This is a genomic window from Kitasatospora sp. NPDC059812, from assembly GCF_042732075.1.
GTDB lineage: Bacteria > Actinomycetota > Actinomycetes > Streptomycetales > Streptomycetaceae > Kitasatospora.
The window spans coordinates 40,762-64,282 of the sequence record NZ_JBHWIO010000006.1 but is presented as its reverse complement, the minus strand read 5'-3'; the positions used below and the strand labels follow the sequence as shown (position 1 = coordinate 64,282).

At 71.6% G+C, this 23,521-nt stretch carries 29 protein-coding genes and 1 pseudogene; 23 read left to right on the top strand and 7 right to left on the bottom strand.

The window, feature by feature from the left end:
- Window positions 1-281: 281 nt before the first annotated feature.
- Window positions 282-743, bottom strand: coding sequence for an ATP-binding protein (locus ACFV6D_RS04925; protein WP_380423768.1), 462 nt, complete (start codon window positions 741-743; stop codon window positions 282-284).
- Between the two features lie 146 nt (window positions 744-889).
- On the opposite strand from ACFV6D_RS04925, the gene ACFV6D_RS04920 reads away from it, so the two are divergent.
- The 3 genes from ACFV6D_RS04920 to ACFV6D_RS04910 all read left to right on the top strand — a co-directional run bounded on the left by ACFV6D_RS04920 (window position 890) and on the right by ACFV6D_RS04910 (window position 2,228).
- Window positions 890-1,759, top strand: a complete 870-nt coding sequence (locus tag ACFV6D_RS04920) for a Scr1 family TA system antitoxin-like transcriptional regulator (RefSeq protein WP_380423769.1) — start codon at window positions 890-892, stop codon at window positions 1,757-1,759.
- 2 nt (window positions 1,760-1,761) lie between these two features.
- Window positions 1,762-1,947 (top strand): DUF397 domain-containing protein, encoded by a 186-nt coding sequence (locus ACFV6D_RS04915; protein ID WP_380335907.1) that lies wholly within the window; start codon window positions 1,762-1,764, stop codon window positions 1,945-1,947.
- A 92-nt stretch (window positions 1,948-2,039) separates the two neighbouring features.
- Window positions 2,040-2,228: a DUF397 domain-containing protein gene (locus tag ACFV6D_RS04910; RefSeq protein WP_380423770.1), complete on the top strand. Its 189-nt coding sequence runs from the start codon at window positions 2,040-2,042 to the stop codon at window positions 2,226-2,228.
- Window positions 2,229-2,243: 15 nt separating this feature from the next.
- Here ACFV6D_RS04910 and ACFV6D_RS04905 read toward each other — a convergent pair whose 3' ends face one another.
- Together ACFV6D_RS04905 and ACFV6D_RS04900 are read right to left on the bottom strand one after the other, a co-directional pair.
- Window positions 2,244-2,720 (bottom strand): nuclear transport factor 2 family protein, encoded by a 477-nt coding sequence (locus ACFV6D_RS04905; protein ID WP_380423771.1) that lies wholly within the window; start codon window positions 2,718-2,720, stop codon window positions 2,244-2,246.
- 14 nt (window positions 2,721-2,734) lie between these two features.
- On the bottom strand, window positions 2,735-3,472 hold the full coding sequence (locus ACFV6D_RS04900) for an SDR family oxidoreductase (protein WP_380423772.1): 738 nt from the start codon (window positions 3,470-3,472) through the stop codon (window positions 2,735-2,737).
- Between the two features lie 125 nt (window positions 3,473-3,597).
- Between ACFV6D_RS04900 and ACFV6D_RS04895 the strand changes: the two genes are divergently transcribed.
- Entirely contained in the window at window positions 3,598-4,425 is an 828-nt protein-coding gene (locus ACFV6D_RS04895; protein WP_380423773.1) for a helix-turn-helix transcriptional regulator, read from the top strand.
- Between the two features lie 46 nt (window positions 4,426-4,471).
- Window positions 4,472-4,660 carry a DUF397 domain-containing protein gene (locus tag ACFV6D_RS04890; protein WP_380423774.1) on the top strand — a complete coding sequence of 63 codons (189 nt, stop codon included), beginning with the start codon at window positions 4,472-4,474 and terminating at the stop codon, window positions 4,658-4,660.
- A gap of 27 nt (window positions 4,661-4,687) precedes the next feature.
- Here ACFV6D_RS04890 and ACFV6D_RS04885 read toward each other — a convergent pair whose 3' ends face one another.
- Window positions 4,688-5,191, bottom strand: a complete 504-nt coding sequence (locus tag ACFV6D_RS04885; protein ID WP_380423775.1) for a DUF3592 domain-containing protein — start codon at window positions 5,189-5,191, stop codon at window positions 4,688-4,690.
- 240 nt (window positions 5,192-5,431) lie between these two features.
- Between ACFV6D_RS04885 and ACFV6D_RS04880 the strand changes: the two genes are divergently transcribed.
- The 12 genes and pseudogenes from ACFV6D_RS04880 (at window position 5,432) to ACFV6D_RS04825 (ending at window position 12,604) form a co-directional block, all read left to right on the top strand.
- Window positions 5,432-6,184, top strand: a complete 753-nt coding sequence (locus ACFV6D_RS04880; RefSeq protein ID WP_380423776.1) for a glycine-rich domain-containing protein — start codon at window positions 5,432-5,434, stop codon at window positions 6,182-6,184.
- Between the two features lie 113 nt (window positions 6,185-6,297).
- Window positions 6,298-6,684, top strand: a complete 387-nt coding sequence (locus ACFV6D_RS04875; protein ID WP_063349806.1) for a nuclear transport factor 2 family protein — start codon at window positions 6,298-6,300, stop codon at window positions 6,682-6,684.
- Between the two features lie 82 nt (window positions 6,685-6,766).
- A complete protein-coding gene (locus ACFV6D_RS04870) occupies window positions 6,767-7,204 on the top strand; it encodes a GNAT family N-acetyltransferase (RefSeq protein ID WP_380423777.1) in 438 nt (145 codons plus the stop codon).
- 106 nt (window positions 7,205-7,310) lie between these two features.
- Window positions 7,311-7,898 (top strand): TetR/AcrR family transcriptional regulator, encoded by a 588-nt coding sequence (locus ACFV6D_RS04865; protein WP_380423778.1) that lies wholly within the window; start codon window positions 7,311-7,313, stop codon window positions 7,896-7,898.
- Between the two features lie 28 nt (window positions 7,899-7,926).
- Window positions 7,927-9,093 (top strand): epoxide hydrolase family protein, encoded by a 1,167-nt coding sequence (locus ACFV6D_RS04860; protein ID WP_380423779.1) that lies wholly within the window; start codon window positions 7,927-7,929, stop codon window positions 9,091-9,093.
- A 105-nt stretch (window positions 9,094-9,198) separates the two neighbouring features.
- Window positions 9,199-9,432, top strand: a complete 234-nt coding sequence (locus tag ACFV6D_RS04855; protein WP_063349803.1) for a hypothetical protein — start codon at window positions 9,199-9,201, stop codon at window positions 9,430-9,432.
- The gene (locus tag ACFV6D_RS04850) at window positions 9,413-9,937 is read left to right on the top strand and encodes a DUF6879 family protein (RefSeq protein ID WP_380423780.1); all 525 of its coding nucleotides are present in this window, start codon (window positions 9,413-9,415) and stop codon (window positions 9,935-9,937) included. The genes ACFV6D_RS04855 and ACFV6D_RS04850 overlap by 20 nt, the downstream gene beginning before the upstream one ends.
- Window positions 9,938-9,968: 31 nt before the next feature.
- Window positions 9,969-10,175: pseudogene (locus tag ACFV6D_RS04845) on the top strand (helix-turn-helix domain-containing protein); the annotation flags it as partial.
- A gap of 84 nt (window positions 10,176-10,259) precedes the next feature.
- Window positions 10,260-10,817, top strand: a complete 558-nt coding sequence (locus ACFV6D_RS04840; RefSeq protein ID WP_380336055.1) for a DUF5753 domain-containing protein — start codon at window positions 10,260-10,262, stop codon at window positions 10,815-10,817.
- A 130-nt stretch (window positions 10,818-10,947) separates the two neighbouring features.
- The gene (locus tag ACFV6D_RS04835) at window positions 10,948-11,187 is read left to right on the top strand and encodes a hypothetical protein (RefSeq protein ID WP_063349800.1); all 240 of its coding nucleotides are present in this window, start codon (window positions 10,948-10,950) and stop codon (window positions 11,185-11,187) included.
- Between the two features lie 226 nt (window positions 11,188-11,413).
- Window positions 11,414-11,707 carry a hypothetical protein gene (locus ACFV6D_RS04830; RefSeq protein ID WP_380423782.1) on the top strand — a complete coding sequence of 98 codons (294 nt, stop codon included), beginning with the start codon at window positions 11,414-11,416 and terminating at the stop codon, window positions 11,705-11,707.
- 117 nt (window positions 11,708-11,824) lie between these two features.
- Window positions 11,825-12,604 (top strand): VOC family protein, encoded by a 780-nt coding sequence (locus ACFV6D_RS04825; protein WP_380423783.1) that lies wholly within the window; start codon window positions 11,825-11,827, stop codon window positions 12,602-12,604.
- A 131-nt stretch (window positions 12,605-12,735) separates the two neighbouring features.
- On the opposite strand, the gene ACFV6D_RS04820 is transcribed toward ACFV6D_RS04825, so the two are convergent.
- On the bottom strand, window positions 12,736-14,451 hold the full coding sequence (locus ACFV6D_RS04820; RefSeq protein WP_380423784.1) for a 2-isopropylmalate synthase: 1,716 nt from the start codon (window positions 14,449-14,451) through the stop codon (window positions 12,736-12,738).
- Window positions 14,452-14,632: 181 nt separating this feature from the next.
- Between ACFV6D_RS04820 and ACFV6D_RS04815 the strand changes: the two genes are divergently transcribed.
- The 6 genes from ACFV6D_RS04815 (at window position 14,633) to ACFV6D_RS04790 (ending at window position 21,535) form a co-directional block, all read left to right on the top strand.
- The gene (locus tag ACFV6D_RS04815) at window positions 14,633-15,325 is read left to right on the top strand and encodes a FadR/GntR family transcriptional regulator (RefSeq protein WP_380423785.1); all 693 of its coding nucleotides are present in this window, start codon (window positions 14,633-14,635) and stop codon (window positions 15,323-15,325) included.
- A gap of 503 nt (window positions 15,326-15,828) precedes the next feature.
- A complete protein-coding gene (locus ACFV6D_RS04810; RefSeq protein ID WP_380558517.1) occupies window positions 15,829-18,816 on the top strand; it encodes a nitrate- and nitrite sensing domain-containing protein in 2,988 nt (995 codons plus the stop codon).
- Window positions 18,813-19,268 carry a roadblock/LC7 domain-containing protein gene (locus tag ACFV6D_RS04805; RefSeq protein ID WP_063349794.1) on the top strand — a complete coding sequence of 152 codons (456 nt, stop codon included), beginning with the start codon at window positions 18,813-18,815 and terminating at the stop codon, window positions 19,266-19,268. The genes ACFV6D_RS04810 and ACFV6D_RS04805 overlap by 4 nt, the downstream gene beginning before the upstream one ends.
- Window positions 19,269-19,273: 5 nt before the next feature.
- The gene (locus ACFV6D_RS04800; RefSeq protein ID WP_380558428.1) at window positions 19,274-19,756 is read left to right on the top strand and encodes a DUF742 domain-containing protein; all 483 of its coding nucleotides are present in this window, start codon (window positions 19,274-19,276) and stop codon (window positions 19,754-19,756) included.
- Between the two features lie 3 nt (window positions 19,757-19,759).
- Window positions 19,760-20,362, top strand: coding sequence for an ATP/GTP-binding protein (locus ACFV6D_RS04795; RefSeq protein ID WP_380558425.1), 603 nt, complete (start codon window positions 19,760-19,762; stop codon window positions 20,360-20,362).
- A gap of 39 nt (window positions 20,363-20,401) precedes the next feature.
- Complete coding sequence (locus ACFV6D_RS04790) at window positions 20,402-21,535, top strand: FAD-dependent monooxygenase (protein ID WP_380558422.1); 1,134 nt, start codon at window positions 20,402-20,404, stop codon at window positions 21,533-21,535.
- Between the two features lie 75 nt (window positions 21,536-21,610).
- Here the strand turns inward: ACFV6D_RS04790 and ACFV6D_RS04785 are convergent, their stop codons facing one another.
- The gene (locus tag ACFV6D_RS04785) at window positions 21,611-22,372 is read right to left on the bottom strand and encodes a serine hydrolase (RefSeq protein WP_380558419.1); all 762 of its coding nucleotides are present in this window, start codon (window positions 22,370-22,372) and stop codon (window positions 21,611-21,613) included.
- Window positions 22,373-22,441: 69 nt separating this feature from the next.
- Complete coding sequence (locus tag ACFV6D_RS04780) at window positions 22,442-23,377, bottom strand: alpha/beta hydrolase (protein ID WP_380558416.1); 936 nt, start codon at window positions 23,375-23,377, stop codon at window positions 22,442-22,444.
- Window positions 23,378-23,521: the final 144 nt, after the last annotated feature.

Below are 23,521 nucleotides of genomic sequence, written 5' to 3'. Positions count from 1 at the left end.
CCTCTCCAAAACAACCCCCACACCCACCCCCATATTTGTATTATTATATTTGGAAAACACAACAATCTACCCCCCCGGCGTCGGGGCGGGGGGCGGGGGGGGGCCCCCCCCCCCCACTCCTCTTGCTTTACGGGGTGGTTGGGGTGGAGGTGGAGACGGGGCGGGGGTGGCGGTTCGGGGGGTGGTGCGCGGTGAGGGGGTGGATCCAGGCGAGAAGCGCGAGCAGGAGGACGAACGGGAGGAGGGTGCAGAGCGTCGCGCTGCCCGGGCTATGGCGGGGTTCAGGACGCATCGAGGGTGATGGGGAGGTCGAGTTCGGCCCAGACGGTCTTCGCGTTGGGGTGGCGGGGGATGGTGCCCCAGCGGTCGGCGAGGGCGTCGATGAGGGTGAGGCCGCGCCCGGACTGGGAGTTGGGGGCGAGGACGGCGGGCAGAGCCGGGAAGCGGTCGCCCCGGCAGTCCGAGATCTCGATGCGCAAGGTTGTGCCCCGGCGCACGGTGGTAGTGAGACAGAGGTGAAGCTCGAAGCCGCGCCCCGGAACGCGGCCATGGGTAGTCGCGTTGGCGGCGAGCTCCGCGACGATCAGGAGCGCCGAGTAGTACGGCTCGGTGTGGGACAAGTTCAGCCCCCAGGTGGTCAGTTGACGCCTGGCGATGCGCCGGCAGATGGCGGCGCCCTTGGGGGTGGCGGCGAGGGTGATGGTGTGGCGGCGGGGGCTGTCGAGGGGGATGTCGGTCGTCATGGAAAAAATCGTGACGGCGCGGACGTACGCTGACCACGGATTCGACAAGCACTAAGAGTGCCTGTACGGATGCGGAGGGTGGGCCTGTCCGGCCGACCCCGGATTAACCGATCGAAAACGCGGCAAGTCAGGATGGGGTGGCTGCGATGGGTGTCGAGGGAACGGTCTTCGAGGACGGCGATCTGCCGGAGGGGTCCGAGGGGGTCTCTGAGCTCTACGCTGCGGTGGGAAAGCTGATCAAGCACTTCCGCGAGCGGGCCGGGATCACGCAGAAGGAGCTGGCCAAGATGGCCGGTTACAGCGAGGACCAAGTCGGCGCGGTCGAGCGCGGCAAGCGGACCCCGAGAGTCGAGTACCTGACGGTGGTTGACGATCTCGTTGGGGCGGGCGGCGCGCTGAAGGCGATCGCCCCGGATGTCATGAAGGCGAAGATCCGCGTGAGTGAGCGGCACCCGGCGTGGTCGAAGCCGTACACGACCGAAGAAGCGCACGCTCTGGAGATTCACGACTACTGCACGTTGGACATCCCAGGCCTGGTGCAGACAGAGGCCCACGCGCGAGCGCTGTACCAGATGCGGAAACCAACCCTTACCGATGACTCCGTCGAAAAGTGGGTGGCGGCACGCATGAAGCGGCAAGAGATCCTGACTCGGTCACCGCTTCCGATGATCAGCTGGGTGATCGATGAGAGCGCACTGCGGCGCCCCATGGGCGGGTGGGACGTTCACGAGGAGCAGCTTCGCCACCTGCTGAAGATCGGCCGGATCCGCGGCCTCGAACTCCAGGTGATGCCGCTGGATCGAATGGAGCACGCGGGCATGGGCGGCTCGTTCACCCTCCTCACCCCCAAGGGCCGGTCGCAGATTGCGTTCTGCGAGGTGCAGCACGTCAATCGGCTGATCACGGACCCGGAAGAGGTCCGTATTATGGCCGCACGGTACAGCAGCATCAGGGCGCAGGCGCTCGGCATGAGGGAGTCCCTGGCCCTGATCGAGAAGATCCTGGGAGAGCGGTGAGCATGTCCGAGCTGGCGTGGTTCAAGAGCAGCTACAGCGGCAACGAGGGCACAACCTGCGTCGAGGTCGCCGAGACGCCTGCTGTAATCCACGTGCGTGACTCCAAGGACAAGAGCGGCCCTCAGCTGGCCTTCGAGCCGGCCGCCTGGCAGGCATTCGTGGCATTCGCCGCGACCGCCGAGGTCTGATCAACGTCCTCCCAACGGCCCACCGCCTACCGGGCGGCGGGCCGTTGGCGTACCGTCAAGCTGACGGCGCCGTCCCACACTTAGGGGGAGCAGTGAGCAGCGAACTCATCTGGTTCAAGAGCAGCCACAGCAGCAACGAAGGCGGCCAGTGCATCGAGGTCGCCGAGACGACCGAGGCCGTTCTCGTCCGCGATTCCAAGGACGCCTCCGGTCCCCACCACACCTTCACCCCCGCCGCCTGGCAGGCGTTCGTCGCCTTCGCCGCCACCGCCGAGGCCTGATCAACGTAGTTCCGGTCACTCCGGTTCGAAGGCTCGCAGGGTGTCCTCGCCGTCGGTCCACAAGACCCCGAGCCGCTGCCGGGCCAAGAGCCATCCGTCCCCGTCACGGCGGAACTCCCAGTCGTAGGGACCGCCCATGGAGTAGGGGGCAGAGGTCCTCCCCGGAGCGGTGACGGCGACGAACCACATGTACCCGATGCCGGTCGCCCGGTCGCCCGCCACGTCCACGCGCATGTTGAGGATGTGGTGCTGGATGCTCGTGTAGGGCGACTCGGCCTCCTCCACCTTCGCGCGGATGGCCTCCCTCCCCTGGGTTTGCTGCCAGGGCCCGAACTCCAGCACGGCGTCTTCGGCCCAACAGGCGGACCAGGTCTGCCAGTCCTTGCGGTCCAGTGCCCGCCAGCCTCGGATCATGAGGGCGTGCAGGGCGTCCCGGTCCTCCAGGCCACGTATTCTGCGCGCCAGGTCGTCGAGAGCGGGGGTGTGCAGCATTCCGGTTCCTTCCGTCACTGGGCGCTCGCCGCAGGTCGTACGACGATCTCGTTCACGTCGACGTACGGCGGCTGGGAGATTGCGTAGGCGACGGCGTCCGCGATCGCGGAGGCCGGCAGGGCCACGGCGCGGTACGTCCGCATGGCCGCCCGGGCGGCCGGGTCCGCGATGCCGTCGGCGAGTTCGGACTCCGTGACACCCGGCGAGACCAGCGTGACCCGGACGTCACCGGCGGACTCCTGACGCAGGCCCTCGGAGATCGCACGGACCGCGAACTTGGTGGCGCAGTACACGGCAGCGGTGGGAGAGACCTCGTACGCGCCGACGGAGGCGATGTTCACGATGTGCCCGCCACCTTGGGCGCGCATCACGGGCAAGGCGGCGGAGATACCGTGCAGGACACCCCGCAGGTTCACGTCGATCATGCGGTCCCACTCCTCCGTCCTGAGCGCCTCCAGCGGCGACAACGGCATCACCCCGGCGTTGTTGACCATCACGTCCACGCGGCCGTACCGCTCTTCGGCCGCTGCCACGAAGTCCCGCACGTCGGCGGCCTCGGTCACGTCCAGGCGCCGGGCCGCCGCCGTGCCGCCCGCGGCGGTGATCTCCGTGACGAGTCGGTCCAGGCGATCGGTGCGCCGTGCTCCCAGGAACAGGCGGTGGCCGTCGGCGGCGAGCCGGCGGGCGGTCGCCTCGCCGATCCCGCTGCTGGCACCGGTGATCGCTACGACCTTGATCGTCTGGTCCGGCATGACTGCCCCTTGTCTCTCGGTAGGGCACCGAGTCTGGGCGAGGTGTTCCGGGCGGCCCAGGCCGTGTGCTGCCTGGGTGCGGTACACCCAGGCGGCACACCGGGCCCACGGCCTAGCCTGGGCACATGACCGACAACCAGCTGGGTGAGTTCCTGCGGGCGCGCCGTGCGGCCGTGCGGCCGGACGAGGTCGGGATGCCGAGCCATGGCGTGCGCAGGGTCGCCGGGCTGCGCCGCGAAGAAGTCGCCGTACTGGCAGGGGTGAACGCGGACTACTACACCCGGCTGGAACAGGGCCGTGAACGCCACCCGTCCGCGCAGGTGGTGGACGCGCTCAGCCGCGCGCTGCTGCTGGACACCGATGCCCGGGCGCACCTTCACCAACTGTCCGGAACCGCGCCGTCCCAGCGGCCCGTCGCCGCCACCGACCAGGTCGCCCCCGACCTGCGCGTCCTGCTGGACGGCTACCCCGGCACTCCGGCGTTCGTCATCAACCCGATCCTGGACATCCTGGCCGCCAACGCCCTGGCCGAGGCCCTGTACTCCCCTTTCGAAGCGATGGACAACCTGGCCCGCATGGTCTTCCTCGACCCGGCAGGTCGGCCGTTCCACCCCCGATGGGACCGGACGGCAGAGACGGTGGTCGGGCACCTGCGCCAGGCGTCCGGCGTCGACCCGGGCAGTCCGCGCCTACGGGCCCTCGCAGGCGAACTCAGCGCGCGCAGCACGGACTTCGCCCGACTGTGGAACACCCACACCGTGCGCGGCAAGACCCGCGAACACAAGCACCTCCACCACCCGGACGTCGGCGGCATGACCCTCACCCACCACGCATTCGACGTGCGGGACGCCCCCGGCCAGCAGTTGATCATCTACCATGCCGAACACGGCAGCCCCAGCGCCGAGGCACTCAGCCTGCTCGGCTCCGTGCACGCCACACGCGTCGGTAGGTGATCACGCAGCAGGCGAGTCTGAGGAACGCTTCGCGCCAGGGGGAGCAGTGAGCAACGAACTCGTCTGGTTCAAGAGCAGCCACAGCAGCAACAAGGGCGGCCAGTGCATCGAGGTCGCCGAGACGACCGAGGCCGTCCTCGTCCGCGAGTCCAAGGACGCCTCCGGCCCCCACCACACCTTCACCCCCGCCGCCTGGCAGGCGTTCGTCGCCTTCGCCGCCACCGCCGAGGTCTGATCGACTTCCCCCTCAACGGCTCACCGCCTAAAGAGCGGTGGGCCGTCTGCGCGCTCGGGTGAGCCAGCGGTACGCGAGATGGACCGCGAGGCCCAGCAAGGTCATGAGGACCGACGCGACCAGTGCGACCACATCGAGCACGTTCCGGCCCAGCGAGTTCCAGAAACCGATGCTCGAAGCAAGGGCGGCGGTGTCGGTGTGCCTGGGGTCGTACACCACCGTCACGGTGTCGCGGGCCTTGACGGTGTCGGTGACGTAGGCGAGTTGGGTCTCGACAGATGCCCCCTCGGACGTCGTGAACCGCACCCGGCAGTGGGCGTTGCCCGCCGGGTTGTCCTGCGGCGCGCTCACTTCGGTGCACTCGGTGACGACCGCCGACACGTGGACGCCGCGGCTGCGGAGAGCCGACGTCACCCCCATGTCGTGCGGTATCAGGTAGACCAGGCTGAGGACGAACAGCAGGACCCCCAGGCCGATCATCGCGAGCGAACCGTTCCGCACGGTCCGGCCGTGGTCCGGCACCTTCTCCATCGGTCCCCCCGGTATCAGCCCAACTGCCCACGTGCGCTCACGCTACCCGCACCCACCGACACCGGCTTCCGAGCAGGGCAAACCCCTGGTCGAGATCCACCGACGGGCCCGGCCCCCCGGTCATCCGGCGTAACACCTGGTGCACGGCTCGCCCCGGGGGCGAAGGATGGTGCGTGGACTACCCATAGATCCACCCACCCCCCACGCCCGGCCAGGGCAGCGACACGGAGGAACACCTCGATGACATCCGCCCCGACCACGACACACCGTCGGCGGAGCAGGGCCGCACTGGCCGCCTGCGCGACCGTGCTGGCCGTCTCCGCCACCACCCTCGCCGCCGGGACCGCCCCCGCCCACGCCACCACGGGCGTGCGCGAGTTCACCCGGACCGCCACCTTCACCGTCCCCGTCGGCGTCACCGGCCTGCTGATCGACGTCTGGGGCGCCGGAGGTGGAGGCGCCGGCGGCACCTCGACCGCGCCCGTGACCGGCGGTGGGGGCGGGGGTGGCGGCGGATACGTGCACGGTGCGATCACGGTGCTCCCCCTTGAGCAGGTCACCATCACCATCGGCGCCGGCGGCGCGGGCGGTGCGGTCGGCGCCGTGGGCTCCGGCGGCACCAGCAGCACCATCGCGATCGGATCAACGGTGCTGGCCACCGCCCAGGGCGGCGGCGGGGGCTTCACGTCGAACGGGGGCTTCCCGGGCTCGTACGCCGGCGGCGGCGCAGGGGGCGGCGGCACCGCACCCGCCGAAACCCCCTTGGGCGGCGGCGGCTACGTACGCCCCGGCGCGGCCGGGGGCAGCACGACCAGCGCGCTCTTCCCGAACCCCGTCTCGCCCGGCGGCACGGGCGGCCAGCCCGCGAACACCGGGAGCGCCAACCCGGGAGACGCCGCGACCGGCGGGCCGGGCGGCCAGTCCGGCGTCAGTGGCACCTCGCCCGGCGAGGCCGGAGCGCCGGGGTACGCGCTCATCCACTGGTCGTTCTGAGCACCCGACCTCACAAGGCCGAGCAGGGGCTCGATCGGTCTCGCCCGCAGCAGCCCCGGCCGCAAATGTCAAACAACACACACCCGTTGTGAGTGGACTGGTACGTTCCGCGCATGGACTTCAACGCCATTGCCAACTCGTTCGTGTCCCACTACTACAACACCTTCGACTCCGGCATCGCGGGGCGCAGCAACCTCACCAGCCTCTACCGGCCCGAGTCGATGCTCACCTGGGAGAACGCCCAGGTCCAGGGGCAGCAGAACATCCTCGCGAAGCTGACGACGCCCGAACTGGCCACCGTCAAGCACGCGGTGTCCAGCAACGACGCGCAGCCCGCGCCGGGCGGCGGCGTACTGGTCACCGTCACGGGCGGCCTCGTCATCGACAACGCCTTCGACAAGCCGATGCAGTTCGCCGAGACGTTCAACCTGCAGCCGATCCCCGGCCAGCCCGGCGGCTTCTTCGTCTACAACCAGATCTTCCGCCTCATCTTCGCCTGAGCCGCCAAGGGCCCGGGGCTTCCCGCCGGCTTCCCGCTCGGCGAGCGGAAGCCCCGGACCAGCGCCACGAGTTGGAGGAAGGGTGCACCTGCGCGGGCTGCGGCCGGCCGACGCCCCCGCCGTCCGCCGGATCTACAGCGGCCGGTCGGTCGCCGACCTGTGGTTCGGCCAGATGACCGCCGCCCAGGCCCACGACTACGTACGCGAAGCCCAGGAGGCCGACGCGCACCGGCCGCGCACCGCACGCGTCCTCGGCATCGACGTCCACGGCGACCTGATCGGCATCGTCCGGCTCCGTATCACCGGCCACACCGGCAGCCTCAGCTACATCCTGCGCGAGGACACCTGGGGCCACGGCTACGCCACCACAGCGGTGCGCCGGTTCCTCGCCCACCACCGCACCCCACGGGTCACTGCCGAGCACCGCGTCGGCAACCCCGCCTCGGGAAGGGTCCTGACGAAGACCGGCTTCGTCGTGACCACCGTGACCGACGAGATCGTCCGCTACGAGCTGGGCTAGCGGCCGCCTTGCCACCTCCGACTCCCCGGGCCCGCGCCGGGCGTGACGCGGACCTTTGCCGTGTGTTTATATTGAACAATGGTTCAACCAAAAACCGGACACCCCCATGCCCCGCACGCCTGAGGCCTCGGCAGCCGTCCGCGAAGCGACCCGCGCCAAGATCCGGCGCGCCGCCGTCCTGCTCATGGCCGAACAGGGCTACCGCGCCACCACCCTGCGCCAAGTCGCCACCCGGGCCGGCGTCGCCGACGGACTGCCCTCCCGCTACTTCGGCAGCAAGGACGGCCTGCTGATCGACATCGCCGACGGCTGGCGCGAACGGACCCGCGCGGCACTCGCCGCCCAGCCCGCCGACAGCCCCGCCGACACCCTGCGACTCCTGGTCCGCTCCGCCCTGCTCGGCCTGGACACCGCCCCCGAGGAGATCGAGGAGAGCCGGGCCGTCTCCGCCCTGCTCGCCGACCCCGAAGCCCGAGCCGTCCTCGTCGCCGCAGGCGCCGACCTCGCCTCCGCCGACCTCCTCCAGGCCCTCGACGAAGCCCTGGTCGCCTGCCACGTCCCCGACCCCGCGGCCGCCCGCCTGCTCCTCCTCGCCGGCATCCGCGGCGGCCTCACCCTCGCCGCCGAGGACCCCGCCTTCCCGCTGCGCGACCTGGAAACGGCCCTACTCGCCCACCTCCTGCCGCCGGCCTGACCCCTCCCCGAGCTTGAAAGGCCCCGCCATGACCGCCGAAACCGACATCCGCCCCTACCGCATCGCGATCGAACAGCACCAGCTCGACGACCTGCGCGACCGCCTCGCCCGCACCCGCTGGCCCGACTCGCTGCCCGGCACCGACTGGGACTACGGCGTCCCGCTCCACTACCTCCAGGACCTGGCCGAGTACTGGCGGACCGGCTACGACTGGCGCGAACACGAAACCAGGCTCAACACCTTCCCGCAGTACACCACCACCATCGACGGCGCCAACGTGCACTTCCTGCACGTCCGTTCACCCGAACCCGACGCCACCCCGCTGATCATCACGCACGGCTGGCCCGGCTCGGTGGCCGAATTCCTGGACATCCTGGGCCCGCTCACCGACCCCCGCGCCCACGGCGGCGACCCGCGCGACGCCTTCCACGTGGTCGCGCCCTCCATCCCGGGCTACGGCTTCTCCGGACCGACCAGCCAACTCGACTGGGACTACCGCCGCGTGGCGCGCGCCTGGGCCGAACTGATGAACCGCCTCGGCTACCCTCGCTACGGCGCCCAGGGCGGCGACTGGGGCTCCGGCATCTCCCGCGAACTCGGCCTCGCCGCCCCCACCCAGGTCATCGGCGTGCACGTCAACACCTCCCCCACCTTCCCCACCGGCGACCCGGCCGTCCTCGACACCCTCGACCGCGAACGGCTCGACACCTGGGCCCGCCACCAGGCCGAAACCTCCGGCTACACCGCCGTCCAAGCGACCCGCCCGCACACCATCGGCTACGCGCTCACCGACTCACCGGTCGGCCAACTCGCCTGGATCATCGAGAAGTTCCGCGAATGGACGGACTGCGACGGCGGCCTTCCCGAAGGCGCCGTACCCCGGGACCACCTCCTCACCAACGTGATGCTGTACTGGCTGACCGCCACCGCCGGCTCCTCCGCGCGGCTGTACAAGGAGTCGGCCCGCAACGGCTGGACCGAGGCCGCCCCCTCCACCGTCCCCACCGGCATGGCCGTCTTCCCCCACGACATCACCCTGCCGGTCCGCGCCTTCGCCGAACGCATCGACAACATCGTGCACTGGACCGAGTTCGACCACGGCGGCCACTTCGCCGCCCTGGAACAGCCCGAGTCGCTGGTGGCCGACATCCGGACCTTCTTCCGCTCCTTGGCGGGTGGTTGGAGCGAGGTCTGAGTTGCGTCCGCCTCCACTGCGCCCCGATGCGCCCTTGACTCCACACCCGGGCGGGGCCCAAGGTCGTTGCAACTGAGCGCAACTGACTCGACAGCGGAGGCGGTTATGAAGCTACGGTTCGTCGGCAAGGACCCCGAGTCCGGGGACCACGGGTGTCCCTCCGTGTGGGTGGACGAGGAACGGGCAGAGCTGGTGATTCAGGGCTGGAAAGCGGACGAGGCGACGGAAGTCGAGTGCCTGAAGGCCGGGCCGATTCCCGAGCACGAGACCGTCATCCGGCTGCCCCGGCGCATGATTCCACTTCTCAGGGAGGCCCTTGGTGACACAGACGCTCTCTAGCTTCGCCGATCTGATCAAATCCGCACGTCATTCGGCGCTGCACCTTGAGATGCGAGACTGGTACTCGGTGGAGAGCGAAACCGAGGGGTTCGCCGCGTGGCGCCACGGGAAGAGGCTCGATCCCGACAACCGCGAGTCCTGGTGGCGACCTTGGCTCGATCTGGTACAGGAAGTCACCGGCCGAGGCGTCGCGATTCGCCGCGCCCGTGTGGTCTCGGAACCGGTGAGCGATTACATCCGCTTCGAGCACTCCGGCACTTTCACCAACATTGCCGCCGGCGAAGATATCCGCTGGCTCCCCAGACGCAGCGCGTCCGGAATCGCTCTTCCCGGCAATGACTGCTGGATCTTCGACGGTCGACTCGTTCAGTTCAACATTTTCGATGGTGCCGGCCGATGGGTCCACACGGATCAGACGGAAGACGCCGCGATGGTAGCGCTGTGTGCTTCGGCTTTCGAAGCGGTCTGGGAGTCCGGGATCCCTCACGAGAAGTTCACCGTCTAGCTCCCCGCACAGAAACCCGATCGGCTAGTTCATGTCCTCCAATCCGCTCTCCAGCGCGAAGTCCGTGCGTGCGGCGCTAGCCGCGCGCCTGGACGCGATGAAGAAGGACGCCGGGCTCACAGGGGATGAACTAGCCGCTCGTTGTGGATGGCACAAGTCAAAGTCATCTCGGATCTCGCGAGGCGTGACTCCACCATCGGACGCCGACATCCGCGCATGGTGTGCCGCCTGTGGCGTCGATGACCAGGCGGCAGACCTCATAGCCGCCTCGCGTTCCGCTGATTCCATGTACATACAGTGGCAGCAGATTCACCGTGACGGCATGCGGAAGATCCACGAAAAAACGGTTCCGCTATACCAGCGAACCCGACACTTCCGCGTCTACGCGTCCAATGTCGTACCGGGGATGCTGCAAACCGCCGAATACGCATCCGGCCTTTTGCGCTCCATCACGGACTTCCAGGGGACACCTGACGACGTCGACCAAGCCGTCCAGGCCAGGATCGAGCGATCGAGTGTCATCCGCAACGCAGGGCAGCGGTTCGCGATTCTGGTCGAGGAATCGGTCTTGTATTACCGAGTGGCCGACGATGCCGCGATGGCGGGCCAGCTCGGTCACCTCCTGTCGGTGATGGCACAGCCGAACGTATCCTTCGGAATCATCCCCTTCGGAGTGCGTCGTTCGGTTTGGCCACTTGAAGCGTTCTACGCCTTCGATGAAGACCTGGTCGCCGTGGAGACCTTGACGGCGGAAATCAACATCTCGACGCCGAGCGAAATCGGCACCTACCACAGGGCGTTCGCCGAGCTGGCGAAACTCGCCGATCGGGGTGCGGCAGCACGCGCGTGCATCACCAGGGCCGTCGACTCCCTCGGGTGAACCGGTGCAACCGAGTGCAACTTCGTGGACCGTGTCACTCATGGCTTCCTACTGTCGATCTGACGGCGCCTCATCGGTCAATGCCGGTTGGGGGCCGCCTCCCTTCAGCATCGAACAGGAAGGCAGTGCAGTGAGCGACCTGTACGAGATCGAGATCCCGGCCGGACTCGCCGCCTACAAGGCGTGTGGCGGGAACCAGGGCGGGGGTGACGACGGGGAGTCGTGCGTGACCCTGCGGGAGGTGCCGGGGGTGGCCGGCGGGTTGTGGGTGATGGGTGACACCAAGGCGCCGGGGCGGGAACTGCGCTTCACCACCGTGGAGTTGAGCTCCGCCGGTATCGACCCGGACCGCTTTACGACCTCCGCCTGACGTACCACCTCGCACCAGTGGGCCCCGTTCCCAACGCAACTGGGAGCGGGGTCCGCCGCACACCCAGGGTAGGGCACTCATGGATCACTGGAACAGGCCCGGCCTCCACTGGCACTGCTACGCGTGGGCGGGCGGCAGGCGGCCCGATGACGCCGAGCGGCGGCCGCCGGGACCGCAGAACGGCTTACGACCCGAATGGGCCAGCCCCGTACCGCCGTTGGAGGTCATGCACTGGCTCGCCAAGTCGGCGGCGCAGATCAGGCTCACCACCAACGACCCCGCCGAGGCGCTCGACTGGCTGGGCAAGCAGCTCGCCGACTCCCCCGCCTCAGAGGCAGACCTCCCCGCGTCCACCCGGCTGGATCACGCCCTGGCGTTCCTCGACACGTTCCCGCACGACGTGGTGTGGACGTACTGGACACCCGGCCAGCAGCTCCGGTCGGTCGCCGCCGTGGCGTGCCCCCGGACGTTCGGCCCCACGTCCGAAACGCCCCCGCCCTGCCCGCTTCGACGGCGCTGACCGGCGCCGCCCGGCTAACCGCCAGCCGCTCGGCGGGTCGTGACAGCGTGTCGAGTGGCGGAGCGCGATCCGCGACGAGAGGGTGACCGACGCAGGACCTCACCTGAAGGAGCGAGAATGCCCGAAGTCACCACTCCGTACGCGACCGGCACCCCGTGCTGGGTCGATCTGATGGCGCAGGACCAGCAGGCGGCACTGGACTTCTACCGCGACCTGTTCGGCTGGCAGGGGCAGGTCGGCCCGGCCGAGTTCGGCGGGTACGCGGTCTGTGAGCTGAACGGCAAGCCGTCCGCCGGGATCGGTCCGGCGATGGCGCCGGAGGGGATGCCCACCCCGCCGACCGTGTGGACCAGCTACCTGTCCACCACCGACGCCCAGGCCACCCAGGACGCGATCGTCGGCGCGGGCGGCACCCTGCTCGTCCCGGCGATGGACGTCGGCGAGCTCGGCAGGATGCTGATCGCCGCCGACCCGCAGGGCGCGGTGTTCGGCGTCTGGCAGCCAGGCGAGTTCTTCGGCGCCCGGGTCGTCAACGAGAGCGGCGCGCTGATCTGGAACGAGCTGCACACCAGCGACGTGCCCGGCGCCACCGCCTTCTACGGCGAGGCGTTCGGCATCGAGATCCAGCCGGCGCAGGGCGCCGAGCAGTACTGGGAGCTGCGGGTCGGTGGCCGGGCCGTCGGCGGGGTCTCGCTGCTCGCCAACGACCCGCCCGGCACGCCCGCGCACTGGCTGACGTACTTCGCGACGGACGACGTCGACTCCACCGTGGACGCCCTCGTCAAGCACGGCGGCACCGTCCTCGCCCCGCCGTTCGACATGGTGGCGGGCCGGATGTCGGTGGTGACCGACCCGCAGGGCGCGCCGTTCGCGGTGATCGCACCGAAACCGATGTAGGTGGACGGCACGGCCCACCGCGCACGGTGTCGCGGTGGGCCGTCTCCGTCCGACTCCCGTCCGTACAACTCCCGTCCGTACAACTCCCGCCCGTACGGGTCACTCCGGCGCGACGGCCGTCACCCCCGCCGTCACTCCCGCTGCGCGCGGCCGACGGCGCTGAGCACCGCCCGTACGCCTGCCGTGAGCACCGAGCCGTCCCGCCCGGCGCCCCACACCACCTGTCCGCCGACCCCGCCGACCCGGGCCTCGACGTAGGCGACAGCGTCGCTACCAGCACCAGCACCCGCCCCGACGGCGTGCTCGCTGAAGTGCAGGATGTCGACCCGCAGCGCGTCGGCCACCGCGTCGAGCGGCCCGGCGCCCTCGCCGCGCCGGCCGCCCACCTCCGCCCAGTCGTCGCCAGCCTGCCACGGCCAGTCCGGCGCCGCGTCCAGGTACTCCGCGCGGAAGAGCCCGTACAGTTCCTCCGCCGTCACCTCCCGCCCGCTGTCGTCGGTGGCCTCCTGCACGACCCGGGAGAACTCGATCTGGAGCCGCCTCGGCAGTTCCAGCCCGTGCCCGGTCTGGAGCAGGTAGGCGATGCCGCCCTTGCCGGACTGGCTGTTGACCCGGATGACCGCCTCGTAATCGCGGCCGAGGTCGGCCGGGTCGATCGGCAGGTACGGCACCGACCAGGGTGCCTCGCGCGCCGGGACGCCGGACTCGGCCGCCACCTTGGCGTGGTGGGCGAAGCCCTTCTTGATGGCGTCCTGGTGGGTGCCGGAGAAGGCGGTGTGCACCAGGTCCCCCGCGTAGGGGTGGCGCTCGTGCACGGGCAGCCGGTTGCAGTGCTCGACGGTGCGGCGGATCTCGTCGAGGTCGGAGAAGTCGAGCATCGGGTCGACGCCCTGGGTGTGCAGGTTGAGCGCCAGCGTCACCAGGTCGACGTTGCCCGTCCGCTCGCCGTTGCCGAACAGGCACCCCTCCACCCGCTGGGCGCCGGCCAGCACGGCCAGTTCGGCGCAGGCGACGCCCGTCCCCCGGTCGTTGTGCGGGTGGACGGAGAGGATCACCGACTCGCGGCGCTCCAGGTGCCGGTGCAGGTACTCGATCTGGTCGGCGTAGACGTTGGGGGTGGCGATCTCGACGGTGGCGGGCAGGTTGTGGACGACGGGCCGGTCGGGGCTGGCGTCCCACAGTTCGGTGAGGCCGTTGCAGACCTCCAGGACGTAGTCCGGTTCGGTCAGGTTGAACACCTCGGGCGAGAACTGGAAGCGCACCCCGGGCCGGCCGTCGGCCCGCCGTGCCAGGTGGGTGGCGGCCTCGGTGATCAGGGCCCGCAGTTCGTGCCGGTCGCGCCCGAGGACGACCTCGCGCCAGAGCGGGGCGGTGGCGGTGTAGAGGTGGACGACGACGCGGGGCAGGCCTTCGACGGCCTCGAAGGTACGGTCGATCAGGTCGGCGCGCGCCGCCGTGAAGACGACGATGGTGACGTCCTCGGGCACCGCGCCGGGCACGGTGGCCAGTTGCCGGACGAAGTCGAAGTCGGTGCGGCTGGCGGAGGGGTAGCCGACCTCGATCTCCTTGAAGCCCATGGCCAGGAGCAGGTCGAACATCCGCTGTTTGCGTGCCGGGTCCATGGGTTCGGCCAGTGCCTGGTTGCCGTCGCGCAGGTCGACGGGGACCCACAGCGGGGCGTGGCCGATCCGCCGGCCGGGCCAGCGCCGCATCAGTGCGGGGACGTGCACGCGCTCGTGGGCGGGCCGGTAGCGGTGGGAGGGCATGGCACCCGGGCGCTGCGGGTTCCAGGCGGGGGCGGTGACCGGGACGGGGCCGGCGGGGGTACGCAGGGTCGGGAATCGCATGATGAGTCCTTACGGAGGTACCGGTGGACCGGCAGGACGGCGCCCCGCAGCGGGGTGCCGGTCCGGTCACGCCCCGCTGCGGCCACCAAGAAGAAGGCCACCCAGAGGGAGACTCCACGGCTGCATGCCGGGTAGACTAACCACGAACCAAGTCCTCAGACAAGCTGACAGGTGAACGCGAATGTCCCCGCTCGGCCCCCTCCACCGCTCCCCCCTCGTCGACCAGGCCACCCGACGCCTGGAGGAGCAGATCACCGCCGGACACTGGCCGGTGGGCGGGAAGCTGCCGGGCGAGGTGACCCTGGCGAAGGAACTGGGCGTCGGGCGCTCGACCATCCGGGAGGCGCTGCGCGCGCTGGCCGGCGCCGGGATGGTGCAGAGCCGGCAGGGGTCGGGCGTGTTCGTGACGGCGGACCGGCCCGCCCTGGACTGGCCGACCCGGCTGCGCCGGGCCGAGCTGGCGCACGTCTACGAGGTGCGCACCATGGTCGAGGTGCAGGCGGCCCGGCTCGCGGCCGCGCGCCGCACGGAGGCGGACCTCACCGCCGTGGACGCGGCGCTGGCCACCCGGCTGGCGGCGGGCGGCGCGGACGACACGGCCTTCGTGGACGCCGACATCGCGCTGCACACCGCCGTGGTGGCGGCCGCGCACAATCCGGTGCTGGACGATCTGTTCGCCCAGTTCGCGCCCGTCCTGAGGGAGCACCTGGTGGCCCTGGTGGGGGTGCTGGGGCTGCGCAGCGGGGACCCGAACCACGGCTACGCGTCGCACGCGGACCTCGTCGGGGCGCTGCACCGGGGCGATCCCGAGGAGGCCGGGCGGGTGCTGGCGGCCGAGCTGGAGGCCACCCGGTCGCGCCTGCTGGCCGACTGAGCGGGGCGGGCCGGGAGGGCACCCGGGCCACCGACCGACCGGCCGGGCGGATATCCGGAGCGCGGGCACACAGTTTTCACACAGCGGCCACCCGGCCGCCCGCTCCGACGGCCGACGCCTCGTCAACCCGCTCCGAACTGGGATGCTTCGAGCACGTACGATCAACCGTCAGATGACATTGTGTCCGGAGCGTGTGTGACCACGGTCCAGGCGGCGAACGCACTTTCACTCCAATCACACGGTATGACTAGTATCGCCTCGTCAAGCCCGTCCCCGGACGGCCCGCCCCGCTCAGGCCGGCCGCCATCCCCAAGGAGACTGCTCTGCGCGCGCGTGCGAATCGGCGGCCCCCGACGCCGAAGGCCCCCCGCAGGCGTCCGCGCCTGTCACTGCGGACGGCGCTGCTCGTCCTCGCCGTCGTCCCCAGCATCGCCCTGGCCGCCCTGTGGGCGGTCACCAGCGGCGAGACCGTCTTCGCCTTCCAGCGCCAGGCCGCCCAGGGCCTGCTCGCCCAGAAGGCCGGCCAGCCGTCCAACATCGTCTACTACAGCCTCCAGGAAGAACGCCGGCTCAGCGCCGAGGCTCTCGCCCGGCCCGGCGGCAACACCGACCAGCTGCGCCGCCAGCGCCAGCAGACCGACGACGCGGTCCGCCAGTTCCAGGTCCTCTCCGGCGAGACCGCCGACAGCGCCCCCGAAGAGGTTCGCACCGCCGTCACCGAGGCCCGCCAGGCGATGGGCAAGCTCGCCGAACAGCGCGCCGCCGTCGACCACGGCTCGATCGACCAGCAGACCCTCTACACGTACTACACCGACCTGATCGCCGTCGACCTGCGGCTGTTCACCGCACTCAGCCACGTCGACACCGGCGAGGTCACCTGGATCTCCAAGACCCTGGTGAACGCCTTCTGGGCCAAGGAGATGCTCGCCCGCGAGGACGCCATCCTCGCCCGCGGCTGGCCCACCGGGCGGCTCACCGTCACCGACTACCAGCAGGTCCAGCAGTCCGTCGGGGCGCAGGAGCACCTCTTCGCCGTCCAGGTCGTCCCGTACATCCCGGACGGCGAGTCCGCCGCCTGGCACGACCTGATGAACAGCCCCGCCTGGCAGGCCAAGGCCGCCGTCGAGCAGTCGCTCACCAAGCCCACCGCCGCCGAGGCCAACGGCACCGTCAGACTCCCCGCCGCCCAGGACCAGTGGCGCCAGGCCCTCGACCAGCTCAACCCGCAGTTGGTCAAGGTCATCGAGACCCGCACCAGCGGCATCGTCGACGTCGGCAAGGGCACCATCCTCTCCCTCCTCACCACGGTCGTCCTGACCACCGTCGTCGGCCTGATCACCGTCGTCGCGGTGATCATCGCCTCCTGGCGGCTCAGCCGCTCGCTGCGCCGGCGCATCAAGGAGCTCCAGACCCAGGCCGAGGAGATGGAGCGCACCCTTCCCGAGGTCGTCGAACGCCTCGGCCGCGGCGAGCAGGTCGACGTCGAGACCGACTCCCGCACCATCACCGCCGGCCCGCACGGCAACGGCACCGATGAGCTCGCCCGCCTCGGCCAGGCCCTCAACCTGGCCCGCGCCTCCGCCGTCGAGGCCGCCGTCAAACAGGCCGAACAGCACCGCGGCTTCGAGCGGCTGCTCCAGCGCATCGCCCGCCGCACCCAGCTGCTGATCGGCCGCCAGCTGCGCAAGCTCGACGAGCTGGAGCGCAAGCACGAGGACCCGGAGGTCCTGGAGGGCCTGTTCGACCTCGACCACCTCACCGCCCGCCTGCGCCGCTACGAGGAGAACCTCGTCATCATGGCCGGCGGCCAGCCGCAGCGGCGCTGGCGCAAGCCCGTCCCGCTGCTGGACGTGCTGCGCGCCGCGCAGGGCGAGGTGCAGGACTACCGCCGGATCATGATCGACGTCGAGGGCCACCCGTGGCTGTCCGAGCGGGCCGTCGGCCCGGTCGCGCACGTGCTCGCCGAGCTGATGGAGAACGCCACCACCTTCTCCAAGCCGCCCACCCCGGTCGAGGTCCGGGCCGCCATGGTCGGCCGCGGACTCGCCGTCGAGATCGAGGACCGCGGCCTCGGCATGGACCCCGAGCAGTACGACGCCGCCAACGAACTGATGAGCCGCCCGCCCCGCACCGACGTGCTCGCCCGGGCGGACGACGTCCGCCTCGGCTTCTACGTCATCGCCCGGCTGGCCGCGCACCACGGACTCAAGATCGAGTTCCGGCCGTCGGCCTTCGGCGGCACCCGGGTCGTCGTGCTCGTCCCCGACGAACTCGTCATCGACGGCGACGCCGGACTGCCCGACGACGCCCCCGTCGAACCGATCCCGCTCGTGCGGCGCTCCCGCAAGGCGCTGCTCACCGCCTCCAACGAGGCCCCGGCGCCGGCGCCGGCAGGGCCGCCGGTCGCGCCCGTGGACTCCTTCCCGCCGGGAGAGTCCTTCGCGCCGGCGGAGCCCCTCCCGCCCGTGGAGACCTTCGCCGCGGCCGACTCCTTCCCGCCGGGAGAGTCCTTCCCGCCGGCGGAGCCCCTCCCGCCCGTGGAGACCTTCGCCGCGGCCGACTCCTTCCCGCCGGGAGAGTCCTTCGCGCCGGCGGAGCCCCTCCCGCCCGTGGAGACCTTCGCCGCGGCCGACTCCTTCCCGCCGGTGGAGTCCTTCCCGCCGGTGGAGGCGTTCGGGCAGGTCGAGGCCTTCGGGCAGGTCCAGCACGTGGAGCAGCCCGGGTACGTCGAACCGCTCGGGCAGACCCAGCAGCTCCCGCAGACCCAGCAGTTCCCGCACGACCCGCTGACCGCCCCCGTCCAGGCCTTCGGCCACGTCGAGTACGTCCAGCCCGAGGCCGCGCCCGCCGCCGAGCCCGCGCCGTTCCCCACCCCGTACGCCGCCCCGTACGCCGAGCAGCCGATCGAGCACAGCTCCCCGGCCCCCGACGCCCCGGCCGACCAGCGGCCCTCGCACGACGTGCCCGCCTACCCGGACATCGCCTACGCCCGGGTCACCGACGCCGAGGCCCCGTACGCCGACGAGCAGTACCGCCCGGCCGACCACTACCGGCTGGCCGAACGGCGTCAGCGCCGCGAGTACGCCTCCGCGGTGCCGCTCAGCCCCACCGAGACCGAGCAGCCCCCGCTGCCCCAGCGCGTCCGGCAGGCCAGCCTGGCCGCCGAACTGCGCGTCCCGCCGGCGCCCCGCCCGCAGTGGGCCGAGCCCGCCGCCGGGCCCCGCGCCGAACCCGCCGCCCAGGGCACCGAGCCCGCCGGCGGCCCCTTCCAGCGCCCGGCGAAGCGCTCCGGTGCGACGATCGGCGCCTTCCAGCGCCAGTCCCGTGCCGCCCGCGCCCAGGACAGCGGCGAGCACCCGCTGCCCGGGGCCGTGACCCCACCGGCTCCCCCCACCGCCCCCGCCGGCTCCCCGACGCCCGCGCCCGGCCCCTCCCCCTGGGCCCTGCCGGCCGCGGACCCCCGAACCACACGAACGGATGACCAGTCATGAACCGAACGATCGCCACCCACCAGGACCTGGACTGGCTGCTGGACGGACTCGTCGACTCGGTGCCCGGGACCAGGAACGCCGTCCTGCTCTCCGACGACGGCCTGGTCGTCAGCCACTCCCGCACCATCGAACGGGCCGACGCCGAGCGCCTCGCCGCCGTCGCCACCGGCCAGCAGAGCCTCGCCCGCGGCGTCGGCCAGCTCTTCGACGGCGGGGCCGTCCACCAGGTGATCGTCGAACTCGCCGAGTGCTGGCTGTTCATCATCGCCGCCGCCCAGGGCACCCACCTGGCCGTCGTCGCCTCCCAGGAGGTCGACGCCGAGGTCATGTCGGTCGCCATGCACACCCTGGTGCAGCAGGTCGGCCAGAAGATGACCACCCCGGTGCGGGCCGAGGCCGGCGCCGCCTCCCCCGCCGGCTTCGACGCCTTCGCCGCCCGGAACCGGAGCTGACACCGGTGGGCCCGTACGGAAACGGGAGCGGTAGCGGTAGCGGGAACGGTGGCGGGCAGCGCGGCGGGGTCCCGCACTGGAGCGAACTGCCGGACGAGGACGCCGAGGAAGAGTCGGGCGCCATGGTGCGCCCGTACACCATCACCCGCGGCCGCACCGCCCCCGAGCGCGACGACCTCACCCTGATCACCGTGCTCACCACCGTCGAGGACGAGGCCGACCGGGCCCTGGCGCGGGGCAGCCGCGCCGGTGCCCGCGGCCTCCAGCCCGAGCACCGGATGATCCTCGACCACTGCCGGCGGCCCGCCGCCGTCGCCGAGGTGTCGGCCGGCCTGGACCTCCCGGTCTCGGTCACCAAGATCCTGCTGGGCGACCTGGTCGCCCAGGGCCTGCTGCGGGCCCGGGCACCGCTCTCGGTGGCCCGGGCCGCCGGAGGCGTGGACCTCGGCCTGCTCACGGCCGTTCGCGAAGGACTCCGGAGACTCTGAACCATGGCAACACCCCACCCCAGCAGTGCCGCCGACGCCGGCGTCGCCACCGCGCCGGCCGCCGTCAAGATCCTCATCGCGGGCGGCTTCGGCGTCGGCAAGACCACCCTCGTCGGCTCCGTCAGCGAGGTCGCCCCGCTGCGCACCGAGGAGTACCTGACCCGGGCCAGCGTCGGCGTGGACGACCTGTCCGGCGTCGACCAGAAGGACACCACCACCGTCGCCCTCGACTTCGGCCGGATCACCGTCAGCCCGGACCTCGTCGTCTACCTGTTCGGCACCCCCGGGCAGGAACGCTTCTGGTTCATGTGGAACGACCTCGTCAACGGCGCCCTCGGCGGCATCGTCATCGCCGACACCCGCCGGCTCGACACCAGCTTCGCCTCCATCGACTTCTTCGAGAGCCGGGGCATCCCCTTCGTCGTCGCCATCAACTGCTTCCACAGCCACAACACCCGCACCCCCGACGAGATCCGGGCCGCCCTCGACCTGGACCCGCAGGTGCCGATGCTCCTCGGCGACGTCCGCGAACGCGCCTTCGGACGCGACCTGCTGCTCGCCCTGGTCGACCACCTGATGGACCTCTCCGCCGCCCCCGTCGGCTGAACGTCGGCTGAACCACCTCCCTTCCCCAGGAGCCACCCCATGACCTCACCCCTGCGCGTCCTCGTCCACGGCGGCGGCATCGGCGGGCTCACCCTCGCCACCGCCCTCGCCAAGCGCGGCCACCACGTCGACGTCGCCGAACTGCGCGACCAGCTGGAAGCCCTCGGCGTCGGCATCATCCAGCCCTCCAACGCCCTCCACGTGATGCGCGAGATCGGCGTCCTCGACGACTGCCTCGCCGCCGGCTTCGAATGGGAGGTGCTGACCATCTGCGACCCGACCGGCGCCACCCTCGCCAAGATCCCGCAGCCCCGGATGGGCGACGCCCCCTCCAACAACGGCATCCCCCGCCCCGCCCTCGCCCAGGTGCTCGCCACCGCCGCCACCCGGGCCGGCGCCACCCTGCGCTTCGGCACCACCATCGCCGACCTCGCCGAGGACGCCGACGGCATCGACGCCACCCTCACCGACGGGCACCGCGGCCGCTACGACCTCGTCGTCGGCTTCGACGGCATCGGCTCCCCGCTGCGCAAGCGCCTCTACGGGGAGAAGTACGCGCCCGAGTACACCGGCTTCGCCAACTGGCGCGTCACCCTGCCGCGTTCGCCCGAGGTCCAGGGCGTGGTGATGTCCACCGGCAACCTCAAGGCCAAGGCGCTGCTCACCCCGATCAGCGACAACCTCATGTACCTGGGCTCGGTGTTCGCCGAGGCCGAGGACTTCCGGCCCGACCCCGGGCACGCCCACGAGCAGCTCGCCGAACGCCTGGCCGGCTTCGGCGGCCCGATCGCCGAGGCCCTCACCCAGGTCACCGACCCGTCCGCCGTGGTCTACTCCCGGATCTCCCAGGTCAGCGTCGAGGAGCCCTGGCACGTCGGCCGGATCGCGCTCGCCGGCGACGCCGCCCACGCCTCCACCCCGCACCTCGCCCAGGGCGCCGCGATGGCCGTCGAGGACGCCCTCGTCCTCGCCCAGAGCCTGGACGCCGCCGAGACCGTCCCCGCCGCGCTCGCCGCCTGGGAGGAGCGCCGCCGACCCCGCGCCATGTGGGTCCAGGCGCTCTCCCGGGCCATCCTCAAGCAGGAGACCGGCACACCCACCACCCCGGAGGAGGACGAACTCCTCAAGGTCGGCATCCCCGGCGCCGCCCACGTCCTCGTCCAGCCGTACTAAAGCCCCTGTCCGGCCTGCTGCACAGCCCCGTGCAGCAGGCCGGCGGCCGGGTCACGCGCCGGCTCACGCGTCGGCTCACGCGCCGGCGAGCTCGTGCCGCCGCTGCCACACCGCCGCCGAGACCCGGGCCAGCAGCCGGGCCGCCGGGTCCGTACGGTCCTCACCCGAGGCCAGCGGGCCGGTGTAGCAGACCGCGATCAGGTAGGGCGGGCAGTCCTGCGGGTGGACCAGGCCCACGCTGTGCCGGGCGCCCGGCACCCAGCCGTTCTTGAAGGCGATCCGGGTGTCCGGCGGCAGGCCCGCCGCCAGATCCACCCGGAACGCGTTGCGCTCCAGCAGCGCCAGCAACTCCGGCTCCCCGCCCAGGGAGTGCAGCAGCCGCACCAAGTCCCGCGCGCTCACCAGGTTGTGCACCCCGGCGTCGCGCGCCGCGTAGTCCTCGATCCCGCGCGGGCTCGCGCTGCGCGTCGCCCCGGCCCGCCACCACGCCTCGGCCACCGCCGCCCGGTCGACCCGGGCCAGGCACAGGTTGGTGGCCAGGTTGGAGGAGTGCGTGATCATCCGCTCGGCGAGCAGCCGCAGCGGCACATGCGTGCCCAGCAGCTCCCACGGCAGCGGATCACTGTCCCAGTCGGGATCGTTGCCGAACTCCCCGCCCACCACGGACTCGAACCGGTTCACCACCGGCACCTCGACATCGAGATCCACCCCGCCCCGGGCGAGCGCCGCCAACACCGCGACCTTCATCGTGCTCGCCGCATCATGCAGTTCGTCCGGCGCCCGCACGAACACCGGCTCCGCCTCGCCCGCCCAGGGGGCCACCACCACAGAGAGCATGGGCGCAGCCTAGGGCAGCCTTCGGTTGATCAGGAAGGACTGCCCACGGCTGCCCACGGCTTCTCGGGGCTACTTCGCGCAGGTGCGGTCCTTGCCCGGGAGGTGGCCGGTGGCCAGGTAGGTGTTCACCGAGTCGTCGACGCAGGCGTTGTCGTAGACGCCGAAGCCGGTGTGCTGGAAGGCGCCGTCGAGGGTGACCAGCCGGGAGCCGGGCAGCATGCCGTGCAGGGCGACGCTGCCCCGGTACGGGGTGCGCGGGTCGTTGCTCGCGGCCACGAGCAGGGCCGCGGTGTCGCGCCGGACCTGGGTCGGCTCCTCGCGCGGCGCGTCCCAGAACGCGCACGGGGTGATGTTCTCGGTCATCGGGCTGAACAGCGGGTGGGCGGCGCGGCCGCGTTCGATGTCGCGCCAGTACTGCTCGGGGTCGCGCGGGGCGGCCACGTCCCCGCACAGGATGGCGGTCTGCACGCTGCCGGTGGCCGAACCCGCGCTGGTGAACGCCTCCCGCAGGAAGGCGGCGAAGCCGGGCGACACCCGGGTGGGCTGCCCGTCGGCGGCCTTGGCCAGGACGGACAGCTGCTCGGCGAGGCCCGCCCGCGCCGGGTCGAGGTCGCTCGCGAGCCCGGCGAGCAGCAGGGCGGGCACCTGGCTGCCGTCGAGCCGGAAGACGTCGGGGGCGGTGCCGACGGTGAGCGGCGCCCGCTCGGCCGCCGCGACGACGCGGTCGATCGTGGCGCGCACCTGCGCGCGGGTGTCGCCGAGGCCGTAGTCGGCGCAGCGCGCGCCCGCGCTCTCCAGGCCGCGGCCGACCTCGTCGTCGGGGCCCAGGACGCAGCTGCGCCAGTCGAGGCGCTGGTGGTGGTAGCGGTCGAGTCCGGCTGCGGCGCTCGCGGGGCCGTCGTCGCGCTCGGCGGCGGCGGCCGTGGCGGCGGGCGCCGTGGCGAGGCAGGCGGTCAGGGCGAGGCCCGCGGCCGCGACGCGGCGCAGGGCCTTGGGGGTGGTCATGCGGTCTCCTGGCGGTGATGGGTGCGGATGGGGGGGGGGTGGGGGGGGGCCCCCCGCCGCGCGCGCCGCCCAGCCCCCCCCCCCCCCCCCCGCACAGTGGGGCTTTTAAAAAAATAAACGGGCCGCCCCCCAACCACTCGTGTT